The sequence below is a fragment of the Azohydromonas lata NBRC 102462 genome, from assembly GCF_001571085.1.
Taxonomy (GTDB): domain Bacteria; phylum Pseudomonadota; class Gammaproteobacteria; order Burkholderiales; family Burkholderiaceae_C; genus Azohydromonas; species Azohydromonas lata.
Map to the genome: position 1 here is coordinate 15404 of NZ_BCTC01000084.1, position 13466 is coordinate 28869.

Genomic DNA, 13466 nt, shown 5'->3' on the forward strand with positions numbered 1-13466 from the left:
AAACCGCCGCCAGAAATTCATCAAGGCTGCCAGCTGAAGGTCCCGTTGAACGTGCTGCAATTGTCCAGCGACCCGGCCGCATCGTCGATATACACCTGCTGCCGCGCCGAGGCAGGGTAAGTCAAATATTGCGAGCACTGCATGCTTTGCCCTGGGCCGATGACGATTTTGGTGCCCGCTTTCACCCGGCATTGCGCCAGCATGTCCAGCGGCGTCCATTCATAGCAGATCACATAATCCTTGCGGTAATCCGCCGTCTTGCCTTCCGGTTTTCCGAAAGCCCACCATTTGCCCAATTTGCTGTTGGGGTTGGTGCTGTTCCAGGCGCGGAAAAGCATGACATTGGTGTCGGCCTTGGCCTGGTAAACCCGCCCGGTGCATAAGCCACCCTTGTCCGCCGGGCCTAGGGCCTTGGCGAGCAAGGCGTCGTCAACAGCGGGTTCGAATTGCCCAAGCAGCGTCGCGGGTAGATCCGCCGGTGACGGGCAGGCGGGTGCAGATGTGGTGGGCGTGGTTTCAGTCGAGGAGGGCGAAGGCTGCTGAATGCTGGCGCAGCCAGCCAATACGCCACACAGGGCAATGGAAGAAAAGAATTTCAGCATGGGCGTCCCTGAAGGTTTGAAGTTGGGGGCGCCATTGTTCATGCGCGGTGTGCGGCGGGCAAGAACATCCCGGGGTCTCAATTCTATTTTCTCTGGCAACCCGTTAAATGGCCTGTGTTCTCCAGCGCCTGAAGGCAACGCCGGGCTGCGGATCACCATTTGGCGCCAATTTCGCAGTCCAGGCCATGGGTGCCTGGGCAGCGCGGGCCTTGAAATAAATTTGGACCGTTGAAATTGCCGGAAAGCCACGGACGGAAGGCGTTGCCGGCGTGCCGTTTTTACGCCTGGGGCGATGCGCCGGCATCGAACACCGGGTCCAGCGGCAACTGCAGCCCGTTGGCGAGGTGATTGGTCTTGGCCGCCAGCGAAATGATGGTGAGCAGTTCCGCATGCTGTTCGCTGGTCATGCCCTTGGCCTTGGCGGCGGCCGTGTGGGAGTGGATGCAATAGCTGCAGGAATTTGCCACGGACACGGCGATGTAAATCATTTCCTTGGTCAGCGGGTCCAGCGAGGAGGGCGTGGCCATGACCTGCTTGACCTCGGCCCAGGTGTTTTCCAGCAGCGTGGCGTCGAACGCCAGGGCGCGCCACATGTTGTTGACGAAATCGGTTTTCCGCGTGGCACGGATGTCGTCGAAAACAGCTTTGACGCGGGGATTTTCTTCGGGGCTGGGGTTCAGGGCGATGGTGGACATGGCTGTAAATTTTGGAAAATCAGACGAGTGTGAAGAGGGAGTTATAGACAAAGAGAAAAGGCGTGGGTTTTATTGCCTTCGCAACACCAGCATCTGTGTTGCGCCTTTTTGAAAACGGTACGAAACGGGGGCAAGATTTGTCTGTATGCCCTCCGCCTGCAAGGCGTCCATGACTGCCGGCAAATGAGGGGATAATCCGCCCTTCATCGCAACAAGAGGGTATATCCTGACCTCTGCGGCAACCCGGCACATCTCGCGGGCGCCTTCAATGTGAGCCTTGAGAGCAACTTGGCTGCTGTAGAGAAAAAGGAAATGAGAGCATAGGGCCAGATCGAAAATTTTGCTCTCAAACGGCAAAGTTGGCAGTGCGGCCTCTACGTAGCGCTCTTGATGCTTGCCAATGTCGTAATCGGCCAGAAACCTGTTCATGGCTTGCATGCGCTGGCGTCCCACGTTTTCCACGCTCTGCATTAAATCCCAAATGTAATCAGCCTGATGGCTGGCAAGCTGCGCCATGATGGTCGAATAGCTTTCCAGGATTCGACTCTCAATTTGCTGTCTGGAGAAGGCGTATATTGGATCGGCGGAAATGACGCGGCCACCTTGTGCCGTGGCCTCGGCATTGAAGCTGGCCGGCCCGTCGCCGCAACCCAGAATTCTTTTCTTGTTCAAATCCTCCTGCGACAGCGAGAACATGGCCTGGTATTCGGCCAGTGAGCGGCCCCAGGGAATGACGTCTGTGAGATGCATATTGATTGGCATCGAATCGATGCTGACGTGTATGGGCCGTCCGCATTCTAATGATGAATGGCGAAGGCTTCGTGCATTCGGAAGAAAAGCGTCTTGCGGTTTGTGCGTGATTCGATTGCCGGGCGGTCATTGCAAAAGGACGGACGCAAATATCAATATTTCGGCCGGATTCAACAGGCACGCCACCTGCCGACCGCAGCTCCATCCCACCCCACACGGAGCGCACCCCATGAAACAGCAAGGCGATTCCCAGCAGAAGCAGCAAAACGTCGACACCGTCGCCGACAAGCAGCGCGGCATCCAGAAGCAGCAGGACCAGAAGGACAACCGCAAGGCCCAGCAGGGCGGCGGTGGGGAACCGCAGCAGCCGCCCCAGACCGGCGCCCGCCGGCAGCCCACCGACCTGCCGGCCCAGCACATCGAGAAGCCCGGCATCGAGGCCGAGTTGCAGCTCCAGCCGCAATTCCAGGCGCCCAACTACAAGGGCAGCGAGAAGCTGCAGGGCATGGCCGCACTTATCACGGGCGGCGACTCCGGCATTGGCCGCGCCGTGGCCGTGCTCTACGCGCGCGAGGGCGCGGACGTGGCCATCGTCTACCTCAACGAGCACCAGGACGCCGAGGAGACGAAACGCTGCGTGGAAGCGGAAGGGCGCCGCTGCATCCTCATTCCCGGCGACGTCAAGGACATGGCCTTCTGCAAGCAGGCCGTGGAACAGGCGGTCAAGGAATTCGGCAAGCTTGACATCCTGGTCAACAACGCCGCCTTCCAGGAACACGCCGAAAGCCTGGAGGACATCACCGAGGAGCGGCTGGACGAGACGCTGCGCACCAACGTCTTCGGCTACTTCCACATGGCCAAGGCCGCGCTGCCCCACCTCAAGGCGGGCAGCTCCATCATCAACACCGGCTCCGTCACGGGGCTGGAAGGCAGCCAGCAACTGCTGGACTACAGCGCCACCAAGGGGGCCATCCACGCCTTCACCAAGTCGCTCGCTTCGAACCTGCTGCCCAAGGGCATTCGCGTCAACGCCGTCGCGCCCGGCCCGGTGTGGACGCCGCTCAACCCGGCCGACTCCCCGGCCGAGAAGGTCGCCGAGTTCGGCAAGAAGACGGACTTCAAGCGCGCCGCCCAGCCGGAGGAGCTGTCGCCGGCCTACGTGTTCCTGGCGGCGCCGGCCTGCGCGGGCTACATCACCGGCATCGTGCTGCCGGTGACGGGCAGCGTCGGGGCGATCTGACGCCTGCCGCTGCCGTCCCGCACGGGAGGCTTCTCCGGCGCACCGGGGAAGCCTCCCTACGCCATCTGTCGTACTCCGCGCGCATCTACGCAAGTTGTCGTATTCCGGCGCGACGCCCCCGCTTCGACACTGCATCCCGTTCGATCAACGGCCCGCCACAGGGGCCCTTAGAGGGGAATGCACATGAAGGCAAATCGTCGCGGTTTCAATCTGGCGCTGGGCGCCGTGGCCCTGGCTTCGCTGGTGTCCACCGCGCTGCCCGCGGCCGCCGCCGACACCATCAAGGTCGGCGTGCTGCACTCGCTGTCGGGCACCATGGCCATCTCCGAGACCGTGCTGAAAGACACGGTGCTCATGGCCATCGACGAGATCAATGCCTCCGGCGGCGTGCTGGGCAAGAAGCTGGAGCCCGTGGTCGTGGACCCCGCCTCCAACTGGCCGCTGTTCGCCGAAAAGGCCCGCCAGCTCATCAGCCAGGACAAGGTCGCCGTCACCTTCGGCTGCTGGACCTCGGTGAGCCGCAAGTCGGTGCTGCCGGTGTATGAGGAGCTCAACGGCCTGCTGTTCTACCCCGTGCAGTACGAGGGCGAGGAACTGAGCAAGAACGTGTTCTACACGGGCGCCGCCCCCAACCAGCAAGCCATTCCCGCCGTCGAATACCTGATGAGCAAGGACGGCGGCAGCGCCAAGCGCTTCGTCCTGCTGGGCACCGACTACGTCTACCCCCGCACCACCAACAAGATCCTACGAGCCTTCCTGAAGTCCAAGGGCGTGGCCGACGCCGACATCATGGAGGAGTACACCCCCTTCGGCCACTCGGACTACCAGAGCATCATCGCCAAGATCAAGAAGTTCTCGGCCGAGGGCAAGAAGACGGCCGTGGTCTCCACCATCAACGGCGACTCCAACGTGCCCTTCTACAAGGAGCTGGGCAACCAGGGCCTGAAGGCGACGGACGTGCCGGTGGTGGCCTTCTCCGTGGGTGAAGAGGAACTGCGCGGCGTGGACACCAAGCCGCTGGTGGGCCACCTGGCCGCCTGGAACTACTTCATGAGCTTGAAGAACCCGACCAACGAAGAGTTCGTCAAGAAGTGGTCCGCCTACGCCAAGGCCAAGAACATCGCCGGCCACAAGGACAAGCCGCTGACCAACGACCCGATGGAGGCGACCTACATCGGCGTGCACATGTGGAAGCAGGCCGTCGAGAAGGCCAAGAGCACGGACACCGACAAGGTCATCGCCGCCATGGCCGGCCAGACCTTCAAGGCCCCCAGCGGCTTCGTGGCCAAGATGGACGAGAAGAACCACCACCTGCACAAGCCCGTGTTCATCGGCGAAGTGAAGGCCGACGGCCAGTTCTCCGTGGTCTGGAAGACCCCCGGCCCCGTGCGCGCCAACCCCTGGAGCCCCTACATCCCCGGCAACGACAAGAAGAAGGACGAGCCGGAGAAGATGGCCGCGGCCAAGTAAGCCAGGCTTGAAAGGGATGCACCGCCGGCGTCCGTTGCTGCGGCCTGCCGTTGCGGTGTCTCCCGCAAGCCGCTCGGCTTCGCACCCCACTTCGTCATGCCCGCGAAAGCGGGCATCCACGATGACCAGGATGCCGCCCGTCGTTCAACGGCCGACACCGTGCCGGCCGCACAGAGTGCGTGGATGCCCGCTTTCGCGGGCATGACGGTTTTCCACGCATCCAGCCTGCGGGCTGACCGCGACACGCAACGACGCCGCGAGCGCGTCATCAAAGAAAGCAGAGGGTGGTTGTGAAAACCTCGTTCCTGCGCGGCCTGCTCGCGCTGCTCACGGCGCTGCTGGCCTTCTCGGCCCAGGCGCTGACGCAGCCCCAGGCGCGCGCCATCGCCGACGGCGACAACGACACGCGCGCACAAGCCCTCATCGAGGCCGTGGCGCAAAACGGCGACGCGACGCTGGCCGCTTACGTGCAGGCCCTGCTGGACGACGCGGTGCGCGTTTCCGCCGACCGCGTCTTCATCGTCAGGAAGGACGGCTCCGCCGTGGACGCCGCCACCGGCGCCGCCGCGCAGCTCCCCGGCGATGCGCAGGACGTCACCAACAACAACCGCATGCGGCGCGAGCTGCAGGCGGCCCTGGCCGCCCTGAACCTGTTCTCCCCCGAGCGCGACGCCCGCGCCGCCGCCATCAAGGCGCTGGCCGACGAGGTGGACGATTCCAAGCTCCCGCTCATCGACAAGGCCTACGCCGCCGAGACCGACGCCGCGCTCAAGGAGCGCCTGGGCCAACTGCGCGCCTACGTGCTGGTGGCTTCGCCGGACCGCAACAAGCGCCTGGAAGCGGCCCAACAACTTGCCGGCAGCGGCGAGCCCGCCGTGCGCGCGCTGCTGCTGCAGCGCCTGGAGGCGGAAACCGACCCCGAGCTGCGCACCGTCATCGCCTCGGCCATCACCAAGGTGGAGTCGCGCCTGGCCTGGGGCGAGCGCGCGGGCGTGCTGGTCACCGGCTTCAGCCTGGGCTCCATCCTGCTGCTGGCGGCCCTGGGCCTGGCGATCACCTACGGCCTCATGGGCGTGATCAACATGGCCCACGGCGAGCTGATCATGATCGGCGCCTACGCCACCTACGTGGTGCAGAACGCCTTCCGCGCCTGGCTGCCCAACTTCTTCGACTACTACGTGCTGGTGGCCATTCCGGCCTCCTTCCTGGCCGCGGGGCTGGTGGGCGCGGTGCTGGAGCGGCTGGTGATCCGCTGGCTCTACGGCCGCCCGCTGGAGACGCTGCTGGCCACCTGGGGCATCAGCCTGGTGCTGATGCAGGGCGTGCGCTCGCTGTTCGGCGCGCAGAACGTGCCGGTGGAAAACCCGGCGTGGCTGTCCGGCGGCCTGGCGCTGGCGAGCAACCTGACGCTGCCCTACAACCGGCTGGCCATCATCGTGTTCGCCGGCCTGGTGCTGGCCGGGGTGGCGCTGCTGATTTCCAAGACGCGGCTGGGCCTGTTCGTCCGCGGCGTCACGCAAAACCGCCGCATGGCCGCCTGCGTGGGCATCCACACCGCCCGCATCGACACCTGGGCCTTCGCGCTGGGCGCGGGCCTGGCGGGCCTGGCCGGTTGCGCGCTCAGCCAGGTGGGCAACGTCGGCCCCGACCTGGGCCAGAGCTACATCGTGGACAGCTTCATGGTCGTGGTGCTGGGCGGCGTGGGCCAGCTCGCGGGCACGGTGTGGGCCGCCCTGGGGCTTGGGCTGCTCAACAAGCTGCTTGAAGGCTGGGCCGGCGCGGTGCTGGCCAAGATCATGGTGCTGGTGTTCATCGTGGTGTTCATACAGAAACGTCCGCAGGGCCTGTTCGCCCTGAAGGGGAGGGAAGCATGAGTGCGGTACTGCAATCGCCGCTGGGCCTGACGCCGCGGCGCGGCCTGCTGCTGGGCACGCGCGGCTGGGCCGGCGTGGGCGCGGCGCTGATGGCGGTGCTGGTGATCGTGCCGTCGCTCAACCTCATGCTGCCGGCCACGCACCCGCTGCACCTGCCGGACCACCTGGTGGCGCTGGTGGGCAAAATCATGTGCTACGCCATCTGCGCGCTGGCCATGGACCTGATCTGGGGCTACACGGGCATCCTGTCCCTGGGCCACGGCCTCTTTTTCGCCCTGGGCGGCTACGGCATGGGCATGTACCTCATGCGCCAGATCGGCCACGACGGCAACTACAAGAGCGACCTGCCGGACTTCATGGTGTTCCTGGACTGGAAGGAGCTGCCCTGGCACTGGCTGTGGAGCGATTCGCTGGTGCTGCAGCTCGTCCTGGTGCTGGCCGTGCCGGGGCTGCTGTCCTGGGTGTTCGGCTACTTCGCCTTCCGCTCGCGCATCAAGGGCGTGTACTTCTCCATCATCACGCAGGCCCTGACCTACGCGGCCATGCTGCTGTTCTTCCGCAACGAGACGGGTTTCGGCGGCAACAACGGCTTTACCGATTTCAAGCGCATCGTGGGCGTGCCGCTGGCGCAGCCCTCGACCCGCATGGTGCTGTTCGTGATGACGGGCCTGACGCTCATCGGCTTCTACCTGATGGCCCGCGCCCTGGTGCACAGCCGCTTCGGCCGCGTGCTGCAGGCCATCCGCGACGCCGAGAACCGCGTGCGCTTCACGGGCTACGACCCGCTGGCCTACAAGCTGGCGATCTGGACGGTGTCGGCCGTGATGTGCGCGGTGGCCGGGGCGCTGTACGTGCCGCAGGTCGGCATCATCAACCCGGGCGAGATGTCGCCGGCCGCCTCCATCGAGATCGCCGTGTGGGCGGCCGTCGGCGGGCGCGCCACGCTGGTGGGGCCCATCGTCGGTGCGTTCTTCGTCAACGGCGCCAAGAGCTGGTTCACGCAGGCCTTTCCCGAATACTGGCTGTACTTCCTGGGCGCGCTGTTCATCGCGGTGACGCTGTTCATGCCGCAGGGCATCGTCGGCCTGCTGCGCCGGTTCAAGAAGGAGGAGCGGGCATGACGCCGGACCTGATGGATGAAGGCGCGCGCGCCCTGGCCGCGCACCAGCAGAAGCTCGCCGCCGTCGGCGGCGGCTCGGCCTGGGAAGGCGGCTTCGGCCGGCCCATGGCCCAGGGCGTGGCCGACTTCGCGCAGGGCGTGGCGCTGTACGTGGAGGACGTGACCGTCAGCTTCGACGGCTTCAAGGCCCTCAACGCGCTGAGCCTCACCATCGGCGTGGGCGAGCTGCGCTGCATCATCGGACCCAACGGCGCGGGCAAGACGACCATGATGGACGTCATCACCGGCAAGACCGCGCCGGACCAGGGCAAGGTGCACTTCGGCTCCAACATCGACCTGCTGCGCCTGCGCGAGAACGAGATCGCCCAGATCGGCATAGGCCGCAAGTTCCAGAAGCCCACGGTGTACGAGGAGCTCAGCGTCTTCGAGAACCTGGAGCTGGCCCTGAAGGCCGACCGCCGCGTGCGCGCCAGCCTGTTCTCGCGCCTCACGGGCGAGCAGCTCGACCGCATAGGCGCCATGCTGGAGCGCATCCACCTGAAGCCTTCCGCGCAGCGCCTGGCCGGCCTCTTGTCGCACGGCCAGAAGCAGTGGCTGGAGATCGGCATGCTGCTGATGCAGGACCCCAAGCTGCTGCTGCTGGACGAGCCCGTGGCCGGCATGACGGACGAGGAGACCGAGCGCACGGCGGAGCTGTTCCTGTCGCTGGCCGGCGAGCACTCGCTGATGGTGGTGGAGCACGACATGAAGTTCGTGGACCAGCTCACGCAGGGCCACCGCAAGGTGACGGTGCTGCACGAGGGCCACGTGCTGGCCGAGGGGCTGCTGTCGCAGGTGCAGAACGACGATCGCGTGGTGGAGGTGTACCTTGGGCGCTGAAGTGATGCTGCAGGTCGAGGGCCTGAACCAGTTCTATGGCGGCTCGCACATCCTGCGCAACGTGGCCTTCGAGGCGCGGCGCGGCGAGGTGACGGTCATCCTGGGCCGCAACGGCGTGGGCAAGACGACGCTGCTCAAGAGCCTGATGGGCGTGGTGCCCATCAAGAGCGGCAGCGTGAAGCTGGAAGGGCAGGACGTCTCGCGCGCCGCGCCCTACGAGCGCGTGCGCGCCGGCATGGGCTACGTGCCGCAGGGCCGGGAGATCTTCGGCCGCCTCACGGTGGAAGAGAACCTGCGCATGGGCCTGGCCAAGCTGCCCGGCGGCACGCCGGTTCCGGCCGAGCTGTTCGAGCTCTTCCCCGTGCTCAAGCAGATGCTCTCCCGCCGCGGCGGCGACTTGTCGGGCGGCCAGCAGCAGCAACTGGCCATCGCGCGGGCGCTGGCGGGGGGGCCGAAGCTGCTGATCCTGGACGAGCCGACCGAAGGCATCCAGCCCAGCATCATCAAGGACATCGGCCGGGTGATCCGCCGCCTGGCCGAGCGCGGCGACATGGCCATCCTGCTGGTGGAGCAGTACTACGACTTCGCCGCCGAGCTGGCCGACCAGTACCTGGTGATGGAGCGCGGCGAGGTGGTCGCCCGCGGCGCGGGGCGCGACATGGAAGCCAACGGGGTGCGCAACCTCGTGGCGATCTGAGCCGCCGGCGCGGGCTTTTCCACGTCCGCCCGTGGTGCGAAAGCGGGCGTTTTCGCATCGGTGCTTGAGGCGATGACGTTCCCACCGCCGTTGCGGGGGCATCGATGCACCCCTGCGGTGCGGCCATGCTGGAACGGGGCTTGCTTTTTGAGGGGCCTCGCCCGCGAAGGCGGGCATCCACGCGCCTTCCGTCAATTGGAAACCGGTCCTCAAGAAGGTCCGGGGACCCACCGGTTCAAGGTAACAGTTCAGCAGCTTGTGTGGGTGTCCGCCTTCGCGGGCGTGCCACGCCGGCCCGCACCGGCTCAGCAAGGGCTCAGCGCCTGGGCAACGCGAGGTCGGCGAAGCTGAAGAAGCGGTTTTTGCCCGCCTGCTTGGCGCGGTACATGGCCTGGTCGGCATGGCGCAGCAGCGCATCGGGCTCGCCGTCATCCTCCGGGAACAGCGTGAAGCCCAGGCTGGCCGAGATGCAGCGCTCGCAGCCCGCGACGTGCAGGGGCGCGGCGATGGCCTCCAGCACGCGCTGCAGCAGCGCGGCGCAGGCCGGGCCGCCATCCAGCCCCTGCAGCAGCAGCACGAATTCGTCGCCGCCCAAGCGCGCCAGCGTGTCGCCCGCGCGCACGCTGCGCTGCAGCCGCTGCGCCACCTCCACGAGCACGGCGTCGCCCGCGTCGTGGCCCAGCTCGTCGTTGATGGCCTTGAAACCGTCCAGGTCCAGGTAGCACACGGCCACCTGCTGGCCGCTGCGCCGCGCCTGGGCAAAGGTCAGGGCCATGCGGTCCGACAACAGCACGCGGTTGGGCAGCCGCGTCAGCGCGTCGTAATGGGCCAGGAACTTGAATTGCGCCTCGGCGGCCTTGCGCTCGGTGATGTCGCGGCACGCGGTGAAGGCAAACCACTCGCCGCGCAACTGGAGCGCGGTGGAAGACACCTCCACCGGAAACTCCTCGCCGCCCTTTGTGCGGTGCACGGTCTCGAACGGCGGCATGCGGCGTTCTATGCAGCACTGGAAGTGGGCCTGGACCATGGCGTGGTCGTAGTTCGGGTCGATGTCCGGGATGCCGAGCTGCAGGATTTCTTCGCGCCCGTAGCCCAGCCGCTCGCAGGCGCGGCGGTTGGCGTAGCGGATGCGCGAGTTCTGGTCCAGCAGGATGTGCGCGTCGCTGGCGTGCTCGCTGAACAACTGGAACTTGCTGAGCTCGGCTTCGGATTCCTTGCGCGCCGTCACGTCGTGGACGATGGAGTACAGCCGCTGGCCCTGCGGCGTGCTCAGCGGCCCGCTGTAGACCTCGACGTCGCGGACCTCGCCGCTGGCCAGCCGGTGGCGGAAGTTGAAGTACAGCCGCTGCTCGGCGCGGGCCTGCGCCATTTCCCGCGAGACTTCCGCCGGCGGCAGGGTGTTGATGTCGCAGATGCGCAGCGCCAGCAGTTGCGCGCGGGTGTAGCCGTAGAAGTCGCAGGCGGCCTGGTTGGCGTCCTCGATGCGGCCGGTGGCCGGGTCGATGATCAGCTTGACCGAGCGGTTCTTCTCGAACATCTGCCGGAAGCGCTGCTCGCTGTCCCGCAGGGCCGCTTCGCTTTGCCGCAGCCTGCCCGCGGCGTCGGCACGCGGGCCCCGCCGCAGCCGCCCAGGCGCCGTGGCCGCAGGGCGGCGACGCGTGGTGCCGTAAGCCGGTTCCGAGACCGGGCGACGATCAAGCTTGGACATAAACCGAAATACAGCCGTTTTGATCACGGGTGAGCCGGCTGCCGAGCCGCACTCGCCCCGTCCCGCCGTCCTGCGCCTGGCCGCGCCATGCCGGTGGCCGGTGCCGCGGTGCAAGGTGGTGCCTGGACATCAAAACTCTATCCAGCACGGTCCGGTGATTTGTTGCGCCAGTAAAAACTCTGTTGCCTTCGCGCGGGGACGGGCTGGGCCGGGCCCGCGGCGGCCTCAGGTACGCCACACGCGCGGCGGGCAGGGCGGCAGTTGCCAGGCGCTCTCGCGCCAGCGCATCCACACCTGCTGCAGCAGCCGCTGCGCGGGCTCCACGCGCGCGGCCAGCATGCGCAGGACGACCACGCGCGGCGAGGCGCTGGTGACGCCGGCGCGGGGTTCGCCCTCGCACAGCGCGCGGCCGGCTTCGAGCAGCGCTTCGCGCAGCGCGGCGGGCAGCGGCTGCGCCGAGGCGAACCACAGCGTGGCCAGCACGCGCTGCCCGGCCCAGCCCAGCGGGCTGTCCAGCAGCCGGGTGTCGGCGGCGTCCAGGTGGCCGCGCTCCAGCCACACGCCGGGCAGCTCCAGGTGCTGCAGGAAGCTGCCGCGGCGCCACGGGTCGCCCGCGGCGGGCAGGCCCAGGGCGATGACGTCGCAGCCCATCATCTGCGCCTGGTCCTGCAGCTCGAAGCGCAGGTGGTTCTCGGCGCGGCAGGCGTCGTGGGCGATGGCTTCCAGCGGCAGCCACTCCAGCCGCGCGTCGCCCTGCAGCGTGGCCTTGACCGACTGCAGCGCCGTCTCGCCCGCGCTGCGGTAGAAGCGCGTGGCGCCGGGCGTGGTGAGCAGGGCGTGGGTGCCGGGTTCGAGCTGCAGGCTCAGGTGCAGCTCGTCGCCGCCGGCCACGCCGCCGGGCGGGTGCACCAGCACGTGGTGGCAGGTGCGCGGGCCTTCGGGGTAGAGCCGCTGCAGCACGCGCAGCGGGCCCTGGTGGCGGTCCAGCGCGGTGGTGCGCTCGTTGTCGCGGAAATAGCGGATGGAGAGTTCTGCGTGCCAAGCCATGCGGCGGGACATCGGCCGCGGCGGGCCGGCGTCGGGGACGTCAAGGAAAGGCGCAAGTGTCTCAGACGCACGGGCCGCCCCCGCGGGGCGGCGCGCTCAGCGCGTGCGCCAGAAGTCGCGGTGCAGGGCCGCGATGTCCTCGCGCATCTGCGCCACCGGCCCGGTGACGGCGATGGGCTTCTGGCCGCGGCTGAAGACCTCGCGGCAGGGCAGGTCCAGCGTGGGGTTCTCGGGGTGGGCGCCGGTGAGCGCCAGCAGCTCGCGTTCGCTCATGCCGTAGAGCAGGCCGCCGATGTGGGCCCAGTACTGCGTGCCCGCGCACATGGCGCAAGGCTCGACGGTGGTGACCAGGGTGCAGCGCCAGAGGAAGCCGGGGTCGAAGCGCTCGGCCGCCTCGCGCGCCAGCACGGCCTCGGCGTGGTTCACGCTGTCCACGTTGCCCTGCTCCATGAGCACCTCGCCATCCGGCCCTGCCAGCAGCGCGCCAAAAGGATGGTGGCCGCGGGCCAGGGCGTGGCGGGCGATGTCGTTGGCGCGGCGCAGGAGGTGCAGCGCGAGGTCGGGGGCGAGGGTGGAAGCGGCGTGCGTCATGGCCCGATTCTGCGCAGGGCGCACACCGCCTTCAGGCATCAGCCCTGGCCGCGGTGCGCCCAGGCCGTGGTGCGCTTTTCCACCACCGCGAACAGCTCGTACATGGCCATGGCCATGACGCCCACGGCCAGCAGCCCGGCGAAGGCCAGGCCCATCTGCATGGAGCTGCCGGCCGACACCAGCAGGTAGCCGATGCCTTCGTTGGCGGCCGTCATCTCGCTCACCGTCGTGCCCACGAAAGCCAGCGTGATGGCCACCTTCAACGAGCCGTAGAAGTAGGGCAGCGAGCGCGGCAGGCCGACCTTGAGCAGCACGTCGCTGCGCCGCGCGCCCAGCACGCGCAGCACGTCTTCGAGCTCCGGCTCCAGCGTCGCCAGCCCGGTGGCGATGTTCACCATGATCGGGAAGAAGCTGATCAGGAAAGCCGTGAGCACCGCCGGCCCAACGCCAATGCCGAACCACACGACCAGGATGGGCACGAAGGCCGCCTTGGGCAGCGCGTTGAAGCCCGTCATCAGCGGGTACATGGCGTTGTAGGCCAGGCGCGAGCTGCCCATGAGCGCGCCCAACAGCACGCCCACCACGATGGCGATGGCAAAGCCCACCATCGTCACCCAGAAAGTGCGCCAGGCGTGGGCGAGGATGGCCGCGTGGTGCTCCCAGGCCTGCTCGGCAATGCGCGCGGGGCTGGGGAAGACGAACTCGCTGACGTCCAGGGCCATGCACAGGCCCTGCCACAGCAGCACGGTGGCGAGGAGCAGCAGCCAGGGCGCGGCGGCTTCGAGTTTCTTGT

13 protein-coding genes are annotated in these 13466 nt (G+C 67.2%); 6 read left to right on the top strand and 7 right to left on the bottom strand.

What is annotated here, in order from left to right:
* Nucleotides 1–20: 20 nt before the first annotated feature.
* The 3 genes from ALA01S_RS22735 to ALA01S_RS22745 form a co-directional block, all read right to left on the bottom strand.
* Nucleotides 21–644, bottom strand: a complete 624-nt coding sequence (locus tag ALA01S_RS22735; RefSeq protein ID WP_218011511.1) for a hypothetical protein — start codon at nt 642–644, stop codon at nt 21–23.
* Between the two features lie 236 nt (nt 645–880).
* Complete coding sequence (locus ALA01S_RS22740) at nt 881–1297, bottom strand: carboxymuconolactone decarboxylase family protein (protein ID WP_066341391.1); 417 nt, start codon at nt 1295–1297, stop codon at nt 881–883.
* Nucleotides 1298–1366: 69 nt separating this feature from the next.
* Nucleotides 1367–2059 (bottom strand): hypothetical protein, encoded by a 693-nt coding sequence (locus ALA01S_RS22745; protein ID WP_218011512.1) that lies wholly within the window; start codon nt 2057–2059, stop codon nt 1367–1369.
* Between the two features lie 217 nt (nt 2060–2276).
* Here ALA01S_RS22745 and ALA01S_RS22750 point away from each other — a divergent pair, with 217 nt between their 5' ends.
* The 6 genes from ALA01S_RS22750 (at nt 2277) to urtE (ending at nt 9327) form a co-directional block, all read left to right on the top strand.
* Nucleotides 2277–3287 carry an SDR family oxidoreductase gene (locus ALA01S_RS22750; RefSeq protein WP_066341396.1) on the top strand — a complete coding sequence of 337 codons (1011 nt, stop codon included), beginning with the start codon at nt 2277–2279 and terminating at the stop codon, nt 3285–3287.
* 183 nt (nt 3288–3470) lie between these two features.
* Nucleotides 3471–4757, top strand: a complete 1287-nt coding sequence (urtA, locus tag ALA01S_RS22755) for an urea ABC transporter substrate-binding protein (RefSeq protein ID WP_066341411.1) — start codon at nt 3471–3473, stop codon at nt 4755–4757.
* A 290-nt stretch (nt 4758–5047) separates the two neighbouring features.
* Nucleotides 5048–6631, top strand: coding sequence for an urea ABC transporter permease subunit UrtB (urtB, locus tag ALA01S_RS22760; protein ID WP_066341398.1), 1584 nt, complete (start codon nt 5048–5050; stop codon nt 6629–6631).
* A complete protein-coding gene (gene urtC / locus ALA01S_RS22765) occupies nt 6628–7752 on the top strand; it encodes an urea ABC transporter permease subunit UrtC (protein ID WP_066341400.1) in 1125 nt (374 codons plus the stop codon). The genes urtB and urtC overlap by 4 nt, the downstream gene beginning before the upstream one ends.
* Nucleotides 7749–8630, top strand: a complete 882-nt coding sequence (gene urtD, locus ALA01S_RS22770; protein ID WP_066341402.1) for an urea ABC transporter ATP-binding protein UrtD — start codon at nt 7749–7751, stop codon at nt 8628–8630. The genes urtC and urtD overlap by 4 nt, the downstream gene beginning before the upstream one ends.
* Nucleotides 8631–8634: 4 nt before the next feature.
* Nucleotides 8635–9327, top strand: coding sequence for an urea ABC transporter ATP-binding subunit UrtE (urtE, locus tag ALA01S_RS22775; protein WP_066341413.1), 693 nt, complete (start codon nt 8635–8637; stop codon nt 9325–9327).
* A 316-nt stretch (nt 9328–9643) separates the two neighbouring features.
* Here the strand turns inward: urtE and ALA01S_RS34070 are convergent, their stop codons facing one another.
* The 4 genes from ALA01S_RS34070 to ALA01S_RS22795 form a co-directional block, all read right to left on the bottom strand.
* Complete coding sequence (locus tag ALA01S_RS34070) at nt 9644–11035, bottom strand: sensor domain-containing protein (protein WP_066341403.1); 1392 nt, start codon at nt 11033–11035, stop codon at nt 9644–9646.
* A 225-nt stretch (nt 11036–11260) separates the two neighbouring features.
* Entirely contained in the window at nt 11261–12082 is an 822-nt protein-coding gene (locus tag ALA01S_RS22785) for an urease accessory protein UreD (protein WP_066341414.1), read from the bottom strand.
* A 96-nt stretch (nt 12083–12178) separates the two neighbouring features.
* Nucleotides 12179–12673: a nucleoside deaminase gene (locus ALA01S_RS22790; protein WP_066341404.1), complete on the bottom strand. Its 495-nt coding sequence runs from the start codon at nt 12671–12673 to the stop codon at nt 12179–12181.
* A 38-nt stretch (nt 12674–12711) separates the two neighbouring features.
* On the bottom strand, nt 12712–13466 hold a 755-nt coding region (locus ALA01S_RS22795), incomplete at its 5' end, for an ABC transporter permease (RefSeq protein ID WP_084267834.1).

What these genes read in the sequence shown, in the direction of transcription:
- ALA01S_RS22735 (WP_218011511.1), bottom strand. Translation starts at nt 644, where the DNA reads ATGAACAATGGCGCCCCCAACTTCAAACCTTCAGGGACGCCCATGCTG.
- ALA01S_RS22745 (WP_218011512.1), bottom strand. Translation starts at nt 2,059, where the DNA reads ATGCCAATCAATATGCATCTCACAGACGTCATTCCCTGGGGCCGCTCA.
- ALA01S_RS22785 (WP_066341414.1), bottom strand. Translation starts at nt 12,082, where the DNA reads ATGGCTTGGCACGCAGAACTCTCCATCCGCTATTTCCGCGACAACGAG.
- ALA01S_RS34070 (WP_066341403.1), bottom strand. Translation starts at nt 11,035, where the DNA reads ATGTCCAAGCTTGATCGTCGCCCGGTCTCGGAACCGGCTTACGGCACC.
- ALA01S_RS22750 (WP_066341396.1), top strand. Translation starts at nt 2,277, where the DNA reads ATGAAACAGCAAGGCGATTCCCAGCAGAAGCAGCAAAACGTCGACACC.
- urtA (WP_066341411.1), top strand. Translation starts at nt 3,471, where the DNA reads ATGAAGGCAAATCGTCGCGGTTTCAATCTGGCGCTGGGCGCCGTGGCC.
- urtC (WP_066341400.1), top strand. Translation starts at nt 6,628, where the DNA reads ATGAGTGCGGTACTGCAATCGCCGCTGGGCCTGACGCCGCGGCGCGGC.
- ALA01S_RS22740 (WP_066341391.1), bottom strand. Translation starts at nt 1,297, where the DNA reads ATGTCCACCATCGCCCTGAACCCCAGCCCCGAAGAAAATCCCCGCGTC.
- ALA01S_RS22790 (WP_066341404.1), bottom strand. Translation starts at nt 12,673, where the DNA reads ATGACGCACGCCGCTTCCACCCTCGCCCCCGACCTCGCGCTGCACCTC.
- urtD (WP_066341402.1), top strand. Translation starts at nt 7,749, where the DNA reads ATGACGCCGGACCTGATGGATGAAGGCGCGCGCGCCCTGGCCGCGCAC.
- urtE (WP_066341413.1), top strand. Translation starts at nt 8,635, where the DNA reads ATGCTGCAGGTCGAGGGCCTGAACCAGTTCTATGGCGGCTCGCACATC.